Source organism: Ruegeria sp. AK4, from assembly GCF_056541025.1.
In genome coordinates, this window is record NZ_JBQFXS010000001.1 from 520201 (window position 1) to 540007 (window position 19807).

A 19807-nucleotide genomic window follows, 5' to 3' on the forward strand; every position below is an offset into this window, starting at 1 on the left:
GGCCTAACCCGCCAAAAGGATTTCAGCGTGGATGTCCAGACCGACTGTCTCGCGCACCAGATCGTCATAGCCCGAGGCCCCAAAGTCGTGCCGGTTCAGCGCGCCGGTCAGTCTTATGCTCAACTGATCCAGATCGTCGGCGGCGGTTCCCGGTGGGCGGTACAGGCTGGCGTCGAGCGTGATTGGCCGTGTCACGCCGCGATCCGTCAGATCGCCGGTGATCCGGGCCCCGTCCGAAATCCGCCCTCCGGGGCCCAGTTGCACATCGGTTGAGGCAAAGCGGATTGTCGGATGGCTTTCCGCGTCCAGCACCGTCTGGCCGAGCATCGGCGCCCGGGCAAAGGGCAACTTGGTTTGCGCGTTGCGGACGTCCAGAACCACTTCGACCTGACTGTTTTGCAGGCGGCGGGTGTCGATCCGGATGTCCGCCGACCGGACCGGCATGTACCCGGTCTGAGGGATGCCGGACAGAACAAAGGTAAAGCCAACCTTCGTGCCATCGGTCGAAAGGACATAAGGTTTCACCGCCGCCTTAGCAGGGCCGGACAGGGGAAGCGCGGCGAGGCCTGCCATGATGGTGCGCCTGTTCAGTGGGCTCATGCGAGAACCTCCTGCCTTTTGGGGCGCGACCGTTTCAGCAGGGTCAGAACGATGGCGATGTTCAGGCCGTTCCAGAGGATGCCGTTCACGAAGGCCAGTTGGTAGCTGCCGGTGATGTCGTAGATCCAACCGGACATCCAGCCGCCCAGAGCCATGCCGAGAATGGTCATCATCATGACAAAACCCACCCGCGCGCCGGCCTCTCGCGGTGGCATGTATTCCCGAACCACAAGGGCATAGCTGGGTACGATACCGCCCTGCGCCAGGCCGAACAGCAGGCTGATGATGTAAAGCGGCACCATCCCGTCATAGGGCAGGAACAGAAACAGGGCGATGCATTGCAGGATCGACCCGATCAGAAGCGTCAGGACACCTCCCAGACGGTCCGCGACAAGACCCGAGATGATACGGCTGACCACGCCGCCCAGCAGCATCAGCGACAGCATCTCGGCTCCGACCGCCGGACCGTATCCCAGCCCCACGCAATACGACACGATATGAACCTGCGGCATCGACATTGCAACGCAGCAGCCGATCCCCGCAAGTCCAAGGATGTACTGAAGTGCGCGGGGCGAAATCCCGACGCTGCGCGCGTTGATCTGTGCGGTTGCGGCGGCGGTGCTGTGCGCCTCGGCCGGGACCTGACGGCGCAGCAGCAAGGACAGGGGGATGACGACGATCAATGTCAGCGCGGCCAGTGTCAGATAGACCTGCTGCCAGCCGTCGCGCGCCAGAATGTCCGACAACATCGTGGGCCAGATCGCCCCGGACAGGTAGTTGCCGCTGGCCACCAGCGCCACGGCAATCCCGCGTCGGCGCAGGAACCAGTGCGAGATGTCGGCGATCAGGGGGGCGAAACCCACTGCTGTTCCCAGACCCAACAGCAGATGTGCCGCAGACAGCAAGGCGATGTTCGGGGCCAGCGTGGCCAGCAGGTAGCTGACAGCGATCAGGATCGCGGCACCGATCAGGGCCCTGGTCACGCCCAGCCGGTCCACCAGTTGCCCCAGCCACATGTTGCCCAGCGCGAAGCCGATCATGGCGAGGGTGTACGGCATCGAGACCTCGGCGCGTCCGGCGTCAAACTCGGCCTCGACCGCAGGCATCACCACGATCACCGCCCATATGCCCGCATTTGCCACCGTTGCGATGGCGAGCGTGATCAGAAGGCGTAGCCAGGAATAGCGGCTGTCATGGATCGGATGGCTCATGCGGTGACGCTAGGGTGAGGGTGGGGCGTTGGCCAGTCACTTCTTACGTGATCGGGCGTAGGGATCAGGCCAAAACATCCTCGGCCCCGGCCCGTTGCAGGTTCAGCCCGGCGCGCGGTCTGGTCTGGGTGGCGTGCCATGTGACCGGAGGCAGGGCGCGGGCGCGGCGGCGGGTCAGGGTCCATTGGCGCGCCTCGGCCCGATGGGCGGCGGCCATGTGCCAGCGCGTCTCAACCCCCTGCGCGCCGCCATCGCCGGGGGTCAGCAGCAACCCCAGCGGAGGCCGCCGCATCGCGCCGCCCTGTTCGGCGGCAAGATGCATCCGGCGCACCGGCGTCAGCCCGGGTGGGCCGGGCAGGTCGCCAATGATCAACGGGATCGCCCCGCTGCGCAGCGCTTCTTCCATGCACCACAGCAGGTCTTCGGCGCGGGTGGGGCGGACAAAGATAAACCGGGCCGGATCGGCAAAGGGCATCATCCCGTCAGGGTTCAACTGGCCGGGCTCCCACGCGGGGGAAATCCACAGAACCGGCCCCTGCGCCTGACTGGCCAGCCACATCGCAAAGCTGCGCCGGGCAGGGCCGCAGGCCTCGTGCACGCGGCCCAGTTGCAGGGTGATCCCGTTATGAAGCGTCACCCCCGGCGCGGCGCGCGCGGGCTTTTGACCAAGAAGCTGAGCAGACATGGCCCAACGCTATCATGTTCTCATTTTGTTCTCAAGTCGCGACCGCGCTTAGCGGGACAAAATCAAACGGCCATCGGCGAACTGAACATTGGAAAACCGGTGCAGGTAATCCATGCCCAGCAGAGATTTGTCGAGCTCACCTTCGTTGATCCAGGCCGAAACGCCGGTGTCCCGGATCGGGCCCAATGCAAGACTGTCCAAGCGTACCGGCGCCGTGCGTACAATGCCGTTTGCCGTCGAGGCGCGGCCGATATAGTTCAACTGGTCGGGGTCGATCCCGACGCGCTCGGCGTCCTGCGCGCTCAGCACGATCTGGCTGGCACCGGTGTCGACCAGAAAGGTGATCGGCTCTCCGTTCACCAGTAGGGGCAGATAATAATGCCCGTCAAAGGCGCGCGGAACCTCGATGGTGTTTCCCGTCACCGCCATCTGAGGCGTGGTGCTAACGGTCGAGCGGATATCGTCCCACAGCCCCACGACCGCGATCACACCGATGAAGATGAACACCCAGGCCAGAACCTGCTGCAGGGTCTTGCCCAGCGATTGCCGGTTGTGGGTGAAGAACCACATCAGCAGCACCGCACCCAGCACAACCAGATAGGTCAAACGCCCGATTTCATAACCATCCAAACCGTCACCCGGAAAAAGCTCTCATGCCCCGATATGGGACTTCACGACGCAAAACCAAAGGCCTTGAGGCCATCCAGAATGAACTGAACCGACAGCGCGGCCAGCAGCATGCCCAAAAGGCGCGTCAGCACGTTCAGCCCGGTCTTGCCCAGCAGCCGCGCCACCGCGCCCGAGGTCAGGTAGGTCACGAAAACCATCGCCACAACGATCAGCATCATGCCGATGACGATGGCCAGCCCTTCGATCCCCGGCGTCTGCCCGGCCAGCAGGATCATCGTGGCAATCGCGCCCGGACCGGCAATCAGCGGTATGCCAAGGGGGAAGACCGACGGGTCAGGGTGCTCTTCCTCTTCGGCGCTGTTTTCGCGCCGCTTGGTGCGACGCTCGAACAGCATGTCGAGCGCTGTCAAAAACAGCAGCACGCCACCTGCGACGCGGAATGCCTCCATCGAGATGCCGATGAAGCTGAGCACTGCCTCGCCGAAGGCGGCGAACATGGCGAGAATCCCGGCGGCAGTCAGACAGGCGCGGATCGCGATCACGCGGCGCATCTGCCGGTCCATGCCTTGAGTCAGCGCCACAAAGATCGGCGCCTGTGCCGGAGGGTCGATCACCACCACCAGCGTGGTGAACGAGGTTATCAGGAAGGCGGTGTCGTTCATGCAGCGCTCTCTGCTTGTTCCAGCCGTTCGGCTGCGGCGACCCACAGCGCCTCGGCCTTTTGCATCGCCTCGGTTACTTCGGCGAATTTGCGGTTCCAGGTTTCCAGATCGTTGATCTTTTCGTCTTCGTACAGCGTCGGGTCCGCCAGTTTGGCCGAGAGTTTCTCGTGCATATCCATCAGCTTTTCGATCCGGTCCTCGCATTTGCGCAGATCGGCACGCAGTGCCAGCATCGCGTCGCGCGACGGGCGCTTGGGCCTGGCTGATGGTTTTGCCTTGACCGGTTTGTCGCGCGCCAGCAGCAGGGACCGGTAGGCTTCCAGATCACCGTCAAAGGGTTTCACAGTGCCGTCCGAGACCAGCCACAGCCGATCTGCGACCAGCGACAGCAGATGCATGTCGTGGCTGACCAGAACAACCGCGCCGGAATAGGCGGTCAGCGCCTCGACCAGCGCCTCGCGGCTTTCGATGTCCAGATGGTTTGTGGGTTCGTCGAGGATCAGCATATGCGGGGCGTCGATGGTGGCAATCAGCAGCGACAGGCGCGCTTTCTGACCTCCCGAAAGGCGGCCCACAACGGTTTCCGCCTGATCCGCGTTCAACCCGAACCCGGCCAGACGCGAGCGCCATTTGCCCGGTGCCTCTTCCGGGCGCAGGCGGCGCAGATGGTCTAACGGCGTTTCGTCCACATAAAGCTCATCCACCTGATGCTGCGCAAAATATCCGATGCGCAGCTTGTTGCTGCAGGTCATTTTGCCCGCCATCAGTGGCAACCGGTCCGAGAGCAGCTTGGAAAGCGTCGATTTGCCCTGACCGTTCTTGCCCAGCAGGGCGATGCGGTCGTCCTGATCGATGCGCAGGTTCAGGCGGCGCAGCACCTCGGTCTCACCATACCCGGTCACGCCGCCTTCGATCTGGATGATCGGAGGGGACAGTTCCTCGGGCTTGGGGAACGAGAACGCACGCAAAGCGGCTTCTTGCGGGGTTGAGACCAGTTGGATGCGTTCGATCATCTTCAGGCGCGACTGGGCCTGAACGGCCTTCGACGCCTTGTAGCGGAACCGATCCACATAGCTTTGCAGATGCGCGATGCGGGCCTTGGCTTTGGCGTTCTCGGACTCGGCTTGCGCCAAACGCTCGGCGCGGCGTTCGGCGAACTTGTCGTACGGCACCGCGTAATACGTGAGTTTGCGATCTTCCAGGTGCAGGATCGACCCCACCGCGCGGTTCAGCAACCCGCGATCATGGCTGATGATAATGACCGTATGCGGGTATTTCGCCAAATAGCTTTCCAGCCACAGCGCGCCTTCGAGGTCCAGATAGTTGGTCGGCTCGTCCAGCAGCAACAGATCGGGCTGGGCGAACAGCACCGCCGCCAGCGCCACGCGCATCCGCCAGCCGCCCGAGAAATCGGAGCAGGGTTTCACCTGATCGTCGTCATCAAAGCCCAACCCTTTGAGGATCGAGGCCGCCCGCGCCTCGGCCGACCAGGCGTCGATATCGGCCAGCCGGGTCTGGATTTCGGCGATCCGTGCGGGGTCGGTGGCGCTGTCAGCCTCGGTCATGAGCGCGCTGCGCTCGGTATCGGCGGCCAGAACGGTGTTGATCAGCGAGACATCGGACGACGGCACCTCTTGAGCGACTCCGCCAATCCGCGCACGTTTCGGGACCGAGATATTGCCTGATTCCAGCGCCAGTTCCCCCCGGATCAGGCGGAACAGGGTCGTCTTGCCAGTTCCGTTGCGGCCAACCAAACCAACCTTGTGGCCATCAGGAATGGTCGCGCTGGCCCCGTCGAACAAGGGGCGGCCTTCAACGGCATAAGTGATGTCTTCGATCCGTAGCATGCGCCGCTCTTAGCAGAGGGTTGATGCCGCCGCCAGCGGCTTGGCATGTTCAAGCGCCGGGTGATGTGATAGCGCTGATCCGGTTGGATTTCAGACGGTTTTGACCCATGCGCGCGGCCCGGACGCCCCCATCTTTGGCAACATTGATTTTTGCAACGGCGCTGTCGGTGCTGTCGCTGAACATGTTCCTGCCATCGCTGGCGCGGATGGCCGAGGATTTTCAGGTCGATTACGCGCTGGTAAATCTGTCCATCGCCGCCTATCTGGCCGTGTCCGCCGTACTGCAGTTGATCCTCGGGCCTCTGTCCGACCGTTTTGGGCGCAGGCCCATCCTGCTGATCGGGATGGGGATATTCGCCTTCGCCTCGCTGGGCTGTGTGCTGGCCGAGTCAATCTGGGTCTTCCTCGGGTTCCGGCTGCTGCAGGCGGCGGTGGTGGCCGGGCCGGTGCTGTCGAGCGCGTCGATCCGCGACAGGTACCCGCCGAATGAGGCCGCCAGCAAGCTGGGCTATGTCGCGATGGCAATGGCGCTGGCTCCGATGCTGGGGCCGATGCTGGGCGGGGCGCTGGACATGTTGTTCGGCTGGCGCGCCGGGTTTGTGCTGTATCTGGTCTTTGGGGCAGGGATGTTTGCTCTGCTTTGGATGGATATGGGCGAGACGAACGTAAACCGATCTTCGACCTTTGCCGCGCAGCTTGGCGAATATCCGCATCTGTTCCGCGCCCGCAGGTTCTGGGGATACGCGCTGTGCGCCGCCTTTTCGATTGGAGCTTTCTTCAGCTTCATAACCGGCGCGCCGCTGGTGGCTGCGGCTTGGTTTGACCTGAGCCCCGCGATGCTGGGTCTGGGCATCGGGATCATCACCGGCGGCTTCATGGTCGGCAACTTCATCACCGGGCGCATCGCGGCACGCACCCAATTGTCGACGATGATCCTGATCGGGCGGATCGTGGCCTCGACCGGGCCGTTCTGCGGATTGCTGTTGTTTCTGGCGGATATGGGCTCGGTCTGGGTGTTCTTCGGGTCGGCCATCTGTGTGGGCTTCGGAAATGGCCTGACCAACGCCAATGCCTCGGCAGGTGTGATGTCGGTGCGCCCGAAGCTGGCGGGCAGCGCGGCGGGGCTGTCAGGCGCTATGATCGTGGCCCTGGGGGCGGTTCTGACCACGATGACCGGGGCGCTGGTCAACCCGCAGAACGGGCCATATCTGGTGTTGGGCATGATGTGCGCCAGCAGTTTCGTGGGCCTTCTGGCGATCCTCTATGTGCGCTGGGTCGATCTGCACGACCCGTTGCCCGACACGATCTGAGCGTCACGCCACATAGTGCTTTTCATAATGCAAATACCATGCTAGGCGGCGCGCGATGGATTTCGGCGCGCTCCCGCGCCACATTGTAAGGAGAGGCCGATATGGCACTGGAACGCACATTCTCGATCATCAAACCCGATGCAACCCGCCGCAACCTGACTGGCAAAATCAACGCCAAGTTCGAAGAGGCTGGCCTGCGCATCGTGGCGCAAAAGCGCATCCATATGACCAAAGCTCAGGCAGGCAAGTTCTATGACGTGCATGCCGAGCGTCCGTTCTATGACGAACTGTGCGAATTCATGTCGTCGGCTCCGGTCGTTGTGCAGGTTCTGGAAGGCGAAGGCGCCATTGCCAAGAACCGCGAAGTCATGGGTGCAACCAACCCCGCAGACGCGGCCCCCGGCACCATCCGCGCAGAGTTCGCTGAATCGGTCGGCGAAAACTCGGTCCACGGTTCCGATGCGCCCGAGACCGCAGCGGTTGAGATCGCCTATTTCTTCTCGGGCATCGAACTGGTCGGCTAATCCGTCTTTCGAATGAATGCTGGGGCCGTATCCCGCAGGGGATGCGGCCTTTTTCGTGCGCTCAGAGCGGTTCGATATCCTGCGGTGACACGCGCACCCCAATGGCATCAAGGTCCGAGATCATCTTGCTTTTCAGGGCCGGGCGCGTATTGGCCTTGATGGCGTCAAATCTTTGGCGCAGCGCCTTTTTCTCATCGCCTTTACAGTCGTTCCACGGACGTCCCTGCAGGCCCATCACCAGTACGTAGTAGCCGATGAAATGCGGTTTGGTTCCGGCCTGCAGCAGTCGGGCATAGGCCGCATCCGCGCCCAGTTCGCGCAGGTCCTGCGCCGAGTGGATCCCGGCGCGGGCACAGGCCTGTTCAAAGGCCGGGCCCAGATTTCGGATGGATGAGACAGGGTCAGTCATGCGTTTGTCTTAGCGGGCCGTCGACCGACTGTCATCCGCGCAGACGGTCCGACCTTGGTTAATTCAGCTTGCCGATGTGAGGGAATTGCGATTTCATGACATCACGCAGTCGAACGAGGTCCGGATTTTCAAGAACAGGGACGTCGGCGATTAGTGTGACAAACGCAATTCAAACACGCCGTTCGGGTTGGGTGACAAGACCCTCAAGGTGCGCAAGATCCGGGCGATTGAAGAGTTCAGAAGATCGCGGAAACTCTGGCGAGCGACTATCTTGAGGCTTCGGGGAAGGGCACGTCGTAATGCGAAAAACAGACGGGTTCTTTGTCATCCCGGGCGTGTTTGATGAGGCTGCTTTTGCAGAGTCGTTGACGAACATGTCTGTTCAGAAAGACGGGCAGACAGCGCCCCGGCCATGCCGGTTTCTGGATTGCCACGATCAGTCTTTGCGCAATGGCGGCAGAATTCTTATTGAAGCGGCTGGAACCCTGCAATTGCTGCAGGGCAACGGTCAGACGTGGTTTCAAAAGGCAAAGGGTGCCGGTCGCTTTGCGCAGGATTTACCCTCTGGCCCCGTGCGCGACGCGCTGAAGGGATTCCCGACCCTGCGCGCCCTGATGGTGATCGGTGCAGGCGAGGTCGAGGAAAGCGCCCTGTCCATTCTGGACGACCTGGAAAAGACACAGGTGCGCGGTAAGCTGCTGACGCTGAGGTCTGAAAGTGGTCAGGTCACCATCGTCAGAATTCAGAGGCTGAGAGGGTATGACCGCGCTTTTGCCGAGGTTCACAGCGCGCTCGAAGGGCTGACTGCTGGCAATGAAACGATCCAAGCGATGTTTCAGGGCCTTTTTCCGGGGATGGAGCCTTATCAGGCCAAACCCGAAATCCCATTGGGCAAAGACGAACCATCGATACAAGTCGCGACGGACATTATCTATACATATCTTGCGGTTGCGCGTCAGAATGAAAGCGGTGTGATTGCCGATATCGATACCGAGTTCCTGCATGACTACCGTGTGTCGTTGCGGCGCATCCGATCGGTCCTGAGCCTGTTCAAGGGGGTCTTCTCGGAACGCCAGACGGCTGAGTTGAAACGCGTCTTTTCCGATCTTATGGCCGTCACCGGCCGGACGCGCGATCTGGATGTGTATCTGCTGGAAAAGGATATGTATTTCAGCCTGATACCGCAAAATCTTCATGCCGGTGTGCAGATGATGTTCGACCGGTTTGAAAAAGAACGGGCACAGGAATTATCGCGCTTGTCCCGCCGGTTGCGCAGTGCAGCTTATGACGCGTCCATGGTCAAGCTCGCCGAGCTTTTCAACGACACCAGCAAGGTAGAGCCGGGGCCGAATGCAAACCGTGCAGCTTACGACTATGCCTGCGCCTTGATCTGGAAACGGTACCGCAAGGTCTGCAAACTGGCGCGCAGCATTTCCGAGGAGACTCCGGATCAGGCTGTGCACGACCTGCGGATCGACTGCAAGAAACTGCGCTATCTGATGGAGTTCTTTGCGCCGCTCTTCAATGCAAGTGATTTCAAAACCATCATCAAGCCATTGAAAAGGCTTCAGGATAACCTGGGCCTGTTCAACGATTATTCGGTCCAGCAAGAGGCGTTGCTGAATTTCGTCTCACAGCAAAGCAATGCCCGGGATCAGGTCGATGCGCAGCTTGGTCTGGCTGCAGGCGGGCTGATTGCGGTGCTGGATCAGCGCCAAAAAGCCGAACGGGCGCGCGTGATTGCGAATTTCCAGCAGTTTGACAGCGCCGACATTCGGCAGCTTTTCCGCAGCCTGTTTCACCAAAAAAGGAGCGATGGATGAAGATCATTGCCTGTTACAGCAACAAGGGCGGTGTTGGCAAAACCGCCACCTCGGTGAATTTGGCATATGCCTATGCTCAGGCGGGTCAACAGGTGCTGCTGTGCGATCTTGATCCGCAGGGGGCGTCGGGGTTCTACTTTCGGGTCAAGCCTTCGAAAAAGTTGACGGATGCCCGGTTTTTCGAGGATGTCAAACGTTTCACAAACGCGATCCGGGCCAGCGATTTCGAAGGGCTGGATGTGCTTCCGGCGAACCTGACCTTCCGCGATTTCGATGTGTTTCTGTCCCGGATGCGGAACAAGCGGTCGCGGCTGAAAAAGGCTCTGATCGCGGCGGGCAGCGATTACGACGTGATCATTCTGGACTGCCCGCCCAACTTCTCGACATTGTCCGAGAATATTTTCAAAGCCGCCGACGAAATCGTGGTGCCGGTCATTCCGACGACCCTGTCCGAGCGGACTTTCGATCAGTTGGTGAGTTTCTTCGCTGAGCACAAATTGCGCAAAAAGAAGCTACGTGCCTTTTTCTCGATGGTGCAAATGCGCAAGACGCTGCATCAGGAAACGATGGAGAAGATGCGCAAACTGTACCGCAAGCGTTTTCTGCAAACCTCGATACCGTTCGCGGCGGATATCGAAAAGATGGGCCAGCACCGCGCGCCGGTCAGCACCTATGCCCGGCGCAGCGCCGCCAGCGGGGCCTATCAGGCGCTGTTTGATGAACTTGAGAACGGAGTGATCTCGTCCAAATGAGCAAGGAAATTGAGCGCAAGTTTCTGGTGGCACGCCTGCCGGATCTGAAAGGCGCGGATAAGGCGGTGGTGCGTCAGGGCTATCTGACTGCGCCGGACGACTCGACTGAACTTCGCCTGCGCCAGAAGGGTGAGCGCTATTTTCTGACCCTCAAGGGCGGAGAAGGGTTGGTTCGGGTCGAACGTGAGACCGAGATTTCACAGGAGCAATTCCAAACGTTCTGGCCGGAAACCGAAAGCCGGCGGGTAGAAAAGGAACGGTTTACTAGTCAACTGCCGGATGGCCGGACGTTCGAGTTGGATGTCTTTCAGGGAAACCTCGCGCCGTTATGTCTGGTCGAGGTGGAATTCACCTCTGAACCCGAGGCGGTTGGGTTTCGGCCGCCGGAATGGTTCGGCGCAGATGTGACGTCGGATAAACGCTATAAAAACAAGACGATGGCGATCAAAGGTGTGCCCGCTTAGGGCTGATTGGCCAGCTTGATCGTCGTCTCAAGCCCCGGATCGCAGTTGCGCGCAGAAAACGCGCCGCCATGCATGCGTGATATGGCGGCCACGAGCGCAAGCCCAAGTCCCGCATTGCGCTCGGTCCGTGCCGGATCAAGGGTGACAAAGGGCATTTGCAGTTGCTGGAGGTCTTTTTCGGGCACGCCGGGGCCCCGGTCGCGGACGCTCAGGCGGGTGAATTCGCCGTCGCGCGCGATCGAGATCGTGATCGCCGTATCCTGCGGCGCATAGCGCATCGCATTTTCCAGCAGGTTTGAAAGCGCCTGCGACAACAAGGGGCGGTGGCCCTGGATCGGTTCGACTTGCCCCAAAACCTCGAGCTGGATGCCCTTGTCCGCCGCCACGGGGTCATAGAGTTCAACCGCATCGCTGACCAGTTGCTGCAAATCCACCTGTTCGAACTGCTCGCGCCCCAGACCGGCCTCGGCCCGTGAGATATCGGTGAGTTGCCCCAGAACCCGCAGAACATGGTCGATTTCGCCGGTTGCGCGGGCGATGTCGATCTCGCGGTCCAGATCACTTTTCCCCGGATCGGACAGGGCCTCGACCCGTTGCCGCAGACGTGAGAGGGGCGACCGCAAGTCATGGGCGATCGAGTTCGACGTGGTGCGCAGGTTGCTGATCAGTTCCTCGATCCGGTCGAGCATGTTATTCAGCGTTCCCGCGACTTGATCGAATTCATCCCCGGTTCCGCGCATAGGCATGCGCCGGGACAGGTCGCCAGAGACGATGTTCTCAGCGGTGCTGGCAATATCGGACAGCCGCGAGAAAACCAGACGGGTGAACAGCCAGCCTGTCAGAACGCTTAAAACCAGCGCAATTCCAAGGGCAAGCGCCACCGAGCGCAACAGGACACGGTCGAACTGTTGGCGTGCGACCGCGTCGCGCCCCACCAGCAAGCGTTCACCGCCGGGCAGGCGAATGGACGCGGCTGAGACGGGCACCAGCTGATCATTATCCGCGCGCCGCACGTCCAGTTCGACCCAGCCGCTGCCAGCGGTGATGTTGGTGGGCCAGCTTTTGAGGTTGCCGACCAGCGTGACGCCCAACCGGTCCGTCAGCAGATACATGGCATCCCGCTCGGACGCGGTCGGCAGCCGGCGTTCGATGGCTGCGATCAGGCCAATCAGCCCGCGTCGTTCGTATTCATCTGCCAGCCCGGTCAGTTCCGCCGACACGACCGATCGGGTTTCGGATTCAATGCTGCGATTGGCGGTCACATAGACCAAAGCCAGAACTGTCGCCGTCAGAAAGGTGCTGAGAACCATGCTGGCGACGACAAGCCGTGTGCGTGAATTGTTCAGGGAAAGCCGCAGGTTATCCATCAGACATCATGTAGCCTGCACCCCTTACGGTTTCAATCAACGGCATCTCTCCGCCCTCATCCAACTGACGGCGCAGCTTTGAGATATGAACGTCCACGACATTGGTGTTGGGGTCGAAATGGTAATCCCAGACCCCCTCTAACAGCATCGTGCGCGAGACGACGCGGTTTTTGCGGCGCAGGAAAAACTCGAGGATCTGAAACTCGCGTGGGGTCAGCGTAATCTCGCGCCCGTCGCGGGTGACTTTGCGCGTCAGCAAGTCCATCTCAAGGTCCTTGCAGGTAAGCGTCGGGGTCTCCTCGGATTCCTGCGGGCGACGCAACAAGGCCTCGATCCGGGCGTGCAGTTCCTGAAACGAGAACGGCTTCACCAGATAGTCATCAGCGCCGGACCGCAGGCCTTTGACCCGCTCATCCACCGCGCTCATCGCGGTCAGCATCAGGACCGGGGTTTTCAGGCCCGCCGCGCGCATGGACTTGATCAAAGAGAGCCCGTCCAGACCCGGCAGCATCCGGTCCAGCACAACCGCGTCGAACCCGCCATCGGTCGCGTGATACAGTCCTTCGCGGCCATCAGCGGCAACCTCGACAACGTAACCTTCTTCCCCAAACCCTTTGGCGATGAAGTCCCGAGTATCTTCGTCATCTTCAACGATCAGCAGGCGACGGCTCATGATGCGGGTTCCTTTCTACCGGGATTTAAACACAAAATTCATTCAAAGCACATGATTTACCAATGCTCTTGCCGGGTGCGGAGAACGCACCCGGCAACCCGGCGGATCGCGGACAAGTCAAACCGCCGGGGAGGCGCGCGCCAGATTTCCCCATCAAGTGGCGCGCGCGGGTCTTCGTTCAGGCGACTTCCACCGCAACAAAGATCTGGTTGCCGCCGCGATTGATCAGCACCAGGGCCGGATCGGTTTTCTCGCTGTCCAGTGCCGCCTTCAGCGCATCCGGCGTAAAGGTGTCCTGGTTGCCCAGTTTCACGATCACGTCGCCGCGTTGCAGGCCTGCCTTGGCGGCGGGGCTGTCGGGTTTCAGCTCGGTCACGACCACGCCATCGATGTTTTCACCAACACCCATCTCGGCGCGGGATGCGTCGGTCAGGGGGGCGACGGTGACGCCCAGGGACGTGCCCGAGACATTGCTGTCAACTGTGGTGTCAGCATCGGCCGAGGCCGTCTGATACTGACCGATCGTCAACTCAACCTGTTGCGGTTTGCCGTCGCGCAGCACGGTCAGGGTGCTGTTGGTGCCAACCTTGGTGGTGCCGACCAGCAAAGGCAGATCGCTGCTTGAATCGACATCCTCGTCGTTGAAGGTCAGGATCACGTCGCCCTGTTGCAGCACGCCATCTGCCGGGCTGCCCGAGACGACCTCGGCCACCAAAGCCCCTGCGGATTGGTCGATGCCCAATGCCGCGGCAAGTTCCGGGCTGACATTCTGGATCGAGACACCCAGCCAGCCGCGGCTGACCTGACCATCATCGCGCAGGTCTGCCGCGATATGTTCGACGATGTTCGATGTCACCGCAAAACCCAGCCCAACCGAGCCGCCGCTTGGCGAATAGATGGCCGAGTTCACACCGATCACTTCGCCTTCCATGTTGAACAGCGGTCCGCCCGAGTTACCCTTGTTGATGGCCGCATCGGTCTGGATGAATTCGGCATAGGGCCCCTGCGAGATGTTGCGGCCCTTGGCCGAAACGATGCCGGTGGTCACCGTCGAGTTCAGGCCAAACGGGTTGCCGATGGCCACGACATCCTCGCCCACGCGGATAACTTCGCTATCACCCATTTCAACAGCTTGCAGCGTTTCACCGGCGTCGATTTTCAGCACAGCGATATCGGTCAGCGGGTCGGTGCCGATCACTTCGGCTTCGAATGTGCGGTCGTCGTTCAGCCGGACGGTGATGGTCGAGGCATTGTCGACCACGTGGTGGTTGGTGACGATATAGCCAGCCTCATCCAGAACGAAGCCGGACCCAAGGCCCTGAGCCGGGCCGCGCTGGGGCATGTTGAACCCTTCCGGGCCGCCGAAGCGCTTGAAGAATTCCTGGAACGGGTGGCCTTCGAAATCGAAATTTTGTCCCTGTGCCGGTGCAGGTGCGGCGTCCTGCTCGGCGATAATGGTCACGACCGAAGGTGATACGCTTTCAACCAGATCGGCCAGCGCTTCATCCGCCATTGAGGGCAGGGCGGTCGTGGCCAGCATGGCGGCCCCTAACGCACCGACGCCGATCCAGTTGGATGTGCGCGGCAAAAGAAGCGGGGATTTACGGATGCTCATGTGTGTCTCCTGTATGTACCGCGCGATTACAGCCGCGCGTTGGAACAGCAGATGCCCGTCAAACCTGTGTCTTTGCTGACTGGTCCATTAAGAAATCTTAATTTCGCCACAAAGGCCCTGTCCTGTAGCGGCGGTGACGGCCGTGGATTCGTTCGTTTCGCCACAAATCCTGCATTCGAATCGGAGAATTGTTGCCGAAATCGGTGTCAAATTTTCAAAAACGTTGAATTAAATCAGTTTGGTTGACAAACGGGCTATCGCCTTGACCCAAACCCGGCAATTCACCTTTGGATTGTATGTCGTTTTGCGTATGTTAGGTGAGCCGCGAATAAACCATTTTATTTGTTTTCAATGCAGGCTAAAAGTTTGTGCATAACGACTGTTATCGTTGTGCGGCTAAAAATTGCACTCTCCTTAAAGTGGTGCAGCCTCCGGCAAGATGTTGCGCAAATGCCAAACACCTTTCGCCAAACTTAACCGTTTCCTCCAATTTTACGTTGTTTCGAGACTTCGGATCGGGGAGGATGAATTTGCCCAAGTAAGGGGGAGCCGAAGGCACTAGGGGGTGTCGACGGCTAGCTCAGTCTAAAAAGCGCTAGCGGCATGTTAACGAGGGGGTCTTGTTTCGGTTCAGCAGCGGATTGACCAGTACACCTGTGTGGTGATCTGGTTGCGTTTTTGGGATTGGTGAAAAGTGGTAGTCCTGTTTTGGGCAACCGGCCCGGTCGGAAACGACCGGGCCGTGTTCATTTACGGGGTGCGATCTGCGCGCCATGCTGCCCAATCCTCGGGCGTGTCGAGGTCCAACAGCGCATTCCGCCCGGGCAGGCGGTGCAGGTGTACTTTGTCCTTATGCGAACGCACGACGGCTTGCGCGCCATCATCGCCCTTCAACGCGGACAACTCGTCAAACAGGCTTCGGTCAAACAGGACGGGATGACCGGGTTTGCCGTCCTCGGTCGCGCCGCGCCAGATCAGGTGATCGGGGTGGTTTACTCTGGATTGCAGGACTGCGGCCAGATCTTGCGTGGTCAGATCCGGCAGGTCCGAAAGTGCCACCATCACCGCTGGGGCGTTTGGTAGAACATGCGCCAGCGCGCCGCGCAGGCTGGCGTTCATCCCTTCAGCGGCGTTGGGAATTGGAACTTTTTGCACGTCAAGATCATCGATGGCGTCATGTCTGGGGTGTGGGGCTGGGGGCAGGGCCACGATCACCGGGCCGACCGCACGCGCAGCAATCGCGATACGCCGGATCAGCGGCATGCCATCGACCTCTTGCATCAGCTTGTCTGTTCCGCCCATGCGGCGGGATTGGCCAGCGGCCAACAGGATGATCGGAATCCGGCTCATGCGGCCAACATGCCGTTGACCGCAGGGGAAGTCATCCCCTCATACGCGCGCCATCGGCGTCGAAAAGCGGGGTTGAAATCACGCGGGCCCTGCGCATCTGGCCGAGGATTTCGATCTTTACCTCCAGCCCGTCAACGGCGCGGTCGGTTGGCAGAAAGCCCATGGCGACGGATTTTCCGGCGAAATGGGAATACCCGCCTGACGTGCAGAACCCGACAACGGCCCCGTCCAGCCAGATCGGTTCGTATGCGTTAACGTCCGCGTCGTCCGCATCGACGTCGAAGGCGACCAGTTTACGGGACGCGCCGCCGGACCTTTCGGCCTCGGCTGCTGTGCGCCCGATGAAATCTGCGTTCTTCGAAAACGAGATGAACCGATCCAGCCCGGTTTCCGCCGCCGTGTAGTCGGGCGAGAATTCCCGCATCCACGATCCAAAGAACTTGTCCAGACGCAGTGACATCATGGCCCGCATGCCGAACGGGACCATGCCATGCGGTTCACCGGCCTGCCACAAGGTCCACCATAACTGCCGCTGGGCCATCGGATCACAGTAAATCTCGTAGCCCAGATCGCCGGTATAGCTGACCCGCTGAACGATGCAGTCGGTCGTGCCGACGGTCATCGGGCGCACGTCCAGAAACCGCAACGTCGAGACGTCGTCGCGCGTGCAGGCGCTCAGAACCTCGGCGGCTTTTGGCCCTGCGATCTGGAACCCGTTCAGCCGGTCCGAGATATTATCGACCGTCACACCGGGCTGGCCCAGCTGCTGGAACCAGCGCATGTGGAACGCCTGACTGCCGTACGAGGCGGTGAGTTGGAAGCATGTTTCGCTCAGGCATGAGACGGTGAAATCGCCGATCAGCTTGCCCTTGGGCGACAGCATCGGGGTCAGGGACACCCGGCCCGGCTGAGGGATGCGCCCGGCCATGATCCGGTCCAGCCAGTCGCGCGCGCCGGGTCCGGTGACGCGGTACTTGCCGAAATTGTGGACCTCATTGATCCCGACGCCCTGACGCACCGCCCGGACCTCGCGCCCTGTTGCCTCAAACGCGTCCGAGCGGCGGAAAGAGGGGGTTTCGTAACCCGGCTCGCCGTCTTGCGCGAAGTAGTTCGGCACTTCCAGCCCGTATTGCTGGCCCCAGACCGCGCCCAGATCGCTGAAGATGTCGTACATCGGCGTCGTGTGGTTAGGACGCGCGGCGGGCAGTTCCTCGTTTGGATAGGCAACGCTGAACCTTTTTTGGTAGTTCTCGATCACCTTGGGGCGGGTGTAGCCGGGGCTGATCCAGTCGCCGAACCGCGCCACATCCATGGCAAAGACATCCCGTTCCGGCTCGCCCTCGATCATCCACTGCGCCAGCGTCAGCCCGACGCCGCCACCCTGACTGAACCCGGCCATGACACCACAGGCGGACCAATAGTTCCGCACCCCTGGAACCGGCCCGACCAGAGGATTGCCATCGGGCGCAAAGGTAAACGGCCCGTGGATGACCGATTTCACCCCGGCTTCGGCCAGAACCGGGAAGCGGGAGTAGGCAAACTCGATACTGTCGGTGATCTTGTCGTAATTGTCGGGCAGCAATTCGTGCCCGAAGTCCCAAGGCGTTCCGTCGACCGCCCAGGGCTTGCAGGGCTGTTCGTAGAATCCGATGCACAACCCCCGACCTTCCTGCCGCAGATAGCTTTCCCCGGCAGGGTCCATCACATGCGGGTGCTCGCCGCCCGCGTCGATGATCGCCTCGATCTGCGGGATCGAGTCCGTCACAAGATACTGGTGCTCCATCGGGTGCAGGGGGAAGTAAATGCCCGCCATCGCGCCAACCTCACGCGCCCAAAGGCCGCCTGCGTTGACGATGTGTTCGGCGTGGATGGTGCCCTTGTCAGTGACCACATCCCATGTGCCATCGGGGCGTTGGTTGGTTTCCCGCACCATGCAGTGCGTTTCGATCGTCGCCCCGCCCATCCGCGCGGCCTTGGCATAGGCATGGGTGGTGCCGGACGGATCAAGATGGCCGTCCAGCGGATCGTAAAGCGCGCCGATGATGCCGTCGGTATTGGTGATCGGAGCAATCTTTTTGATCTCTTCCGGGCCGACGATTTCCGTTTCCAACCCCATGAACCGGTGTTTGGCACGTTCGGCCAGCAACATGTCGAACCGGTCCTGATTGTCGGCCAGCGTCACCCCTCCCACATGGTGCAAGCCGCAGGACATGCCGGTGATCTCTTCCAGTTCCTTGTACAGACGGATCGTATATCCCTGCAGCGCCGCCATATTGGTGTCGCCGTTCAGCGTGTGAAACCCGCCTGCCGCATGCCAAGTGGACCCGCTGGTCAGTTCGGACCGCTCTAACAGCATCACGTCGGACCAGCCGAGCTTTGTCAGATGGTAGAGGACGGAACAGCCAACGACACCACCACCAATGACCGCCACGCGGGTTTCGAGTTTCATGCAAGCCTCCGTCAGAATTTGTGCCAGTCTGATCGGCAGGGCCAGTGATGCAAGACGAAAACCGACAAAACATGTCGCTGGAAGCGGGTGCGCGGATCGCCCAACCCTAAAGCGGACGGATCTTCAGTCCGGTTATCCGGTTGCCTTCACGCGCAGTCACTTCGAACCGGAAGCCGTGGAAGGAAAACACTTGCCCGACCACCGGAATCATCTGAGCTTCGTGGATCACCAAACCGGCCAGCGTGTTGGCCTCTTCATCCGGCAGGGACCACTCCATCGCGCGGTTCACGTCGCGGATCGTCATCGCCCCTTCGACCAGATACTGGCCATCTTCGGTGCGCGTGACCGGAACCTCTTCTTCGATGTCGAACTCGTCGGCAATCTCACCCACGATCTCTTCCAGAATGTCCTCGAGCGTGATCAGGCCGCGCAGCGAGCCATATTCGTCAACGACCAGCGCAAAATGGCTGTGCATGCGCAGGAATTCCCGCATCTGATCGTCCAGAGTGGTGGTCTCGGGCACGAAATACGGATCATTCGCCACCTTCGAGATGTCGAAGGATTTCAGCTTGTCCGTATCCCCGTCAGCGCCGCCGACCTGCGCGTACATGGCGCGGAACAGGTCCTTTGCGTGTACGACGCCTACGATGTTCTCGGGTTCATCCCGGAATACGGGCAGGCGGGTATGGGGGCTTTCCAGACACTGCTTCAGAATATCTTCGGGCGGGGCATCGGCGTCGATCATCTCGATGTTCGAGCGGTGCAGCATGATCTCTTCAACCGCACGCTCGCCCAGATCGAGTGCGCCAAGGATGCGGTCGCGGTCTTCCTTTTCGACCACGCCCTCGGAATGGCCAAGCTGCAGGGCACCGGCGATTTCCTCGCGCACGGCTAGGATGTTGCTGTCGGGGTCGATCTTGACGCCGAACAGGCTCAGCACGCCGCGGACCAGCAAGCGCACTGCCGCGACGATGGGCGAGAAGACGGTGACGACAACGCCGATGATCGGCGCAACTGCGGATGCGGCCTTTTCCGAATTGGTGATCGCGTAGGTCTTGGGCAGAACCTCGGCAAAAACCAGAACCAGCAGGGTCATGACCAGCGTGGCCAGCGCAACACCGCTTTCGCCGAACAGCCGGGTGAACAGCGCCGTCGCCAACGAGGCGGCAAGGATGTTTACAAGGTTGTTGCCCAGCAGGACCGAGCCGATCAGCCTCTCGTTATCATCGGTGATCTCGAGCGCTTTTTTCGCTCCGCGCGAGCCCTTGTCGGCCTGCGCGCGCAGTTTCCCGCGCGAGGACGCGGTCAAAGCCGTTTCTGATCCCGAGAAAAAGCCCGACAGGACAAGCAAAAGCAGAATGGCGCCTGACGTAAGCCAGAATGCGCCGTCGATCAGAGAGGATGTGGGTTCCATCGGTCCTTGTTTGTTCGAGTAC

General features: G+C 60.7%; 18 protein-coding genes. 5 read left to right on the forward strand and 13 right to left on the reverse strand.

Annotation, left to right across the window (positions count from 1 at the left end):
• Positions 1–3 precede the first annotated feature (3 nt).
• The 6 genes from ACR0EZ_RS02325 to ACR0EZ_RS02350 form a co-directional block, all read right to left on the reverse strand.
• Positions 4–600, reverse strand: coding sequence for a YceI family protein (locus ACR0EZ_RS02325; RefSeq protein ID WP_480610335.1), 597 nt, complete (start codon positions 598–600; stop codon positions 4–6).
• Positions 597–1811 carry an MFS transporter gene (locus ACR0EZ_RS02330; RefSeq protein WP_480610336.1) on the reverse strand — a complete coding sequence of 405 codons (1215 nt, stop codon included), beginning with the start codon at positions 1809–1811 and terminating at the stop codon, positions 597–599. Before ACR0EZ_RS02330 ends, ACR0EZ_RS02325 begins: the two co-directional genes overlap by 4 nt.
• A 64-nt stretch (positions 1812–1875) precedes the next feature.
• Positions 1876–2496 carry an ImuA family protein gene (locus ACR0EZ_RS02335; protein ID WP_480610337.1) on the reverse strand — a complete coding sequence of 207 codons (621 nt, stop codon included), beginning with the start codon at positions 2494–2496 and terminating at the stop codon, positions 1876–1878.
• A gap of 48 nt (positions 2497–2544) precedes the next feature.
• On the reverse strand, positions 2545–3126 hold the full coding sequence (locus tag ACR0EZ_RS02340; RefSeq protein WP_480610339.1) for a retropepsin-like aspartic protease family protein: 582 nt from the start codon (positions 3124–3126) through the stop codon (positions 2545–2547).
• Between the two features lie 41 nt (positions 3127–3167).
• Complete coding sequence (locus ACR0EZ_RS02345; RefSeq protein ID WP_480610341.1) at positions 3168–3788, reverse strand: MarC family protein; 621 nt, start codon at positions 3786–3788, stop codon at positions 3168–3170.
• Complete coding sequence (locus ACR0EZ_RS02350) at positions 3785–5635, reverse strand: ABC-F family ATP-binding cassette domain-containing protein (RefSeq protein WP_480610343.1); 1851 nt, start codon at positions 5633–5635, stop codon at positions 3785–3787. The genes ACR0EZ_RS02345 and ACR0EZ_RS02350 overlap by 4 nt, the downstream gene beginning before the upstream one ends.
• Before the next feature lie 107 nt (positions 5636–5742).
• Between ACR0EZ_RS02350 and ACR0EZ_RS02355 the strand changes: the two genes are divergently transcribed.
• Entirely contained in the window at positions 5743–6945 is a 1203-nt protein-coding gene (locus ACR0EZ_RS02355) for a multidrug effflux MFS transporter (protein ID WP_480610345.1), read from the forward strand.
• Positions 6946–7046: 101 nt separating this feature from the next.
• Positions 7047–7469, forward strand: coding sequence for a nucleoside-diphosphate kinase (gene ndk, locus ACR0EZ_RS02360; protein ID WP_008757405.1), 423 nt, complete (start codon positions 7047–7049; stop codon positions 7467–7469).
• A gap of 61 nt (positions 7470–7530) precedes the next feature.
• On the opposite strand, the gene ACR0EZ_RS02365 is transcribed toward ndk, so the two are convergent.
• Entirely contained in the window at positions 7531–7878 is a 348-nt protein-coding gene (locus ACR0EZ_RS02365; protein WP_480610346.1) for a TfoX/Sxy family protein, read from the reverse strand.
• A 374-nt stretch (positions 7879–8252) separates the two neighbouring features.
• On the opposite strand from ACR0EZ_RS02365, the gene ACR0EZ_RS02370 reads away from it, so the two are divergent.
• From ACR0EZ_RS02370 to ACR0EZ_RS02380, 3 genes are read left to right on the forward strand one after another with little or no spacing between them, the layout of a single operon-like run.
• Positions 8253–9701 (forward strand): CHAD domain-containing protein, encoded by a 1449-nt coding sequence (locus ACR0EZ_RS02370; RefSeq protein ID WP_480610348.1) that lies wholly within the window; start codon positions 8253–8255, stop codon positions 9699–9701.
• A complete protein-coding gene (locus ACR0EZ_RS02375) occupies positions 9698–10453 on the forward strand; it encodes a ParA family protein (RefSeq protein ID WP_480610350.1) in 756 nt (251 codons plus the stop codon). Before ACR0EZ_RS02370 ends, ACR0EZ_RS02375 begins: the two co-directional genes overlap by 4 nt.
• Positions 10450–10917, forward strand: coding sequence for a CYTH domain-containing protein (locus tag ACR0EZ_RS02380; RefSeq protein WP_480610352.1), 468 nt, complete (start codon positions 10450–10452; stop codon positions 10915–10917). Before ACR0EZ_RS02375 ends, ACR0EZ_RS02380 begins: the two co-directional genes overlap by 4 nt.
• On the opposite strand, the gene ACR0EZ_RS02385 is transcribed toward ACR0EZ_RS02380, so the two are convergent.
• The 6 genes from ACR0EZ_RS02385 to ACR0EZ_RS02410 all read right to left on the reverse strand — a co-directional run bounded on the left by ACR0EZ_RS02385 (position 10914) and on the right by ACR0EZ_RS02410 (position 19785).
• Positions 10914–12284: a sensor histidine kinase gene (locus tag ACR0EZ_RS02385; protein WP_480610354.1), complete on the reverse strand. Its 1371-nt coding sequence runs from the start codon at positions 12282–12284 to the stop codon at positions 10914–10916. The genes ACR0EZ_RS02380 and ACR0EZ_RS02385 overlap by 4 nt on opposite strands.
• Positions 12277–12957 carry a response regulator transcription factor gene (locus ACR0EZ_RS02390; RefSeq protein ID WP_480610356.1) on the reverse strand — a complete coding sequence of 227 codons (681 nt, stop codon included), beginning with the start codon at positions 12955–12957 and terminating at the stop codon, positions 12277–12279. Before ACR0EZ_RS02390 ends, ACR0EZ_RS02385 begins: the two co-directional genes overlap by 8 nt.
• 178 nt (positions 12958–13135) lie before the next feature.
• Positions 13136–14572 (reverse strand): DegQ family serine endoprotease, encoded by a 1437-nt coding sequence (locus ACR0EZ_RS02395; protein WP_480610358.1) that lies wholly within the window; start codon positions 14570–14572, stop codon positions 13136–13138.
• A 750-nt stretch (positions 14573–15322) separates the two neighbouring features.
• The gene (locus ACR0EZ_RS02400; RefSeq protein WP_480610359.1) at positions 15323–15922 is read right to left on the reverse strand and encodes a nucleotidyltransferase family protein; all 600 of its coding nucleotides are present in this window, start codon (positions 15920–15922) and stop codon (positions 15323–15325) included.
• Between the two features lie 31 nt (positions 15923–15953).
• A complete protein-coding gene (locus ACR0EZ_RS02405; RefSeq protein WP_480610360.1) occupies positions 15954–18371 on the reverse strand; it encodes a GcvT family protein in 2418 nt (805 codons plus the stop codon).
• A 106-nt stretch (positions 18372–18477) separates the two neighbouring features.
• Complete coding sequence (locus ACR0EZ_RS02410; protein WP_480610362.1) at positions 18478–19785, reverse strand: HlyC/CorC family transporter; 1308 nt, start codon at positions 19783–19785, stop codon at positions 18478–18480.
• Positions 19786–19807: the final 22 nt, after the last annotated feature.

Excerpts from the sequence above, each read along its gene's own strand:
- ACR0EZ_RS02325 (WP_480610335.1), bottom strand. The coding sequence starts at position 600 with ATGAGCCCACTGAACAGGCGCACCATCATGGCAGGCCTCGCCGCGCTT.
- ACR0EZ_RS02330 (WP_480610336.1), bottom strand. The coding sequence starts at position 1,811 with ATGAGCCATCCGATCCATGACAGCCGCTATTCCTGGCTACGCCTTCTG.
- ACR0EZ_RS02335 (WP_480610337.1), bottom strand. The coding sequence starts at position 2,496 with ATGTCTGCTCAGCTTCTTGGTCAAAAGCCCGCGCGCGCCGCGCCGGGG.
- ACR0EZ_RS02345 (WP_480610341.1), bottom strand. The coding sequence starts at position 3,788 with ATGAACGACACCGCCTTCCTGATAACCTCGTTCACCACGCTGGTGGTG.
- ACR0EZ_RS02350 (WP_480610343.1), bottom strand. The coding sequence starts at position 5,635 with ATGCTACGGATCGAAGACATCACTTATGCCGTTGAAGGCCGCCCCTTG.
- ACR0EZ_RS02355 (WP_480610345.1), top strand. The coding sequence starts at position 5,743 with ATGCGCGCGGCCCGGACGCCCCCATCTTTGGCAACATTGATTTTTGCA.
- ndk (WP_008757405.1), top strand. The coding sequence starts at position 7,047 with ATGGCACTGGAACGCACATTCTCGATCATCAAACCCGATGCAACCCGC.
- ACR0EZ_RS02365 (WP_480610346.1), bottom strand. The coding sequence starts at position 7,878 with ATGACTGACCCTGTCTCATCCATCCGAAATCTGGGCCCGGCCTTTGAA.
- ACR0EZ_RS02370 (WP_480610348.1), top strand. The coding sequence starts at position 8,253 with ATGTCTGTTCAGAAAGACGGGCAGACAGCGCCCCGGCCATGCCGGTTT.
- ACR0EZ_RS02375 (WP_480610350.1), top strand. The coding sequence starts at position 9,698 with ATGAAGATCATTGCCTGTTACAGCAACAAGGGCGGTGTTGGCAAAACC.
- ACR0EZ_RS02380 (WP_480610352.1), top strand. The coding sequence starts at position 10,450 with ATGAGCAAGGAAATTGAGCGCAAGTTTCTGGTGGCACGCCTGCCGGAT.
- ACR0EZ_RS02385 (WP_480610354.1), bottom strand. The coding sequence starts at position 12,284 with ATGGATAACCTGCGGCTTTCCCTGAACAATTCACGCACACGGCTTGTC.
- ACR0EZ_RS02390 (WP_480610356.1), bottom strand. The coding sequence starts at position 12,957 with ATGAGCCGTCGCCTGCTGATCGTTGAAGATGACGAAGATACTCGGGAC.
- ACR0EZ_RS02395 (WP_480610358.1), bottom strand. The coding sequence starts at position 14,572 with ATGAGCATCCGTAAATCCCCGCTTCTTTTGCCGCGCACATCCAACTGG.
- ACR0EZ_RS02400 (WP_480610359.1), bottom strand. The coding sequence starts at position 15,922 with ATGAGCCGGATTCCGATCATCCTGTTGGCCGCTGGCCAATCCCGCCGC.
- ACR0EZ_RS02405 (WP_480610360.1), bottom strand. The coding sequence starts at position 18,371 with ATGAAACTCGAAACCCGCGTGGCGGTCATTGGTGGTGGTGTCGTTGGC.
- ACR0EZ_RS02410 (WP_480610362.1), bottom strand. The coding sequence starts at position 19,785 with ATGGAACCCACATCCTCTCTGATCGACGGCGCATTCTGGCTTACGTCA.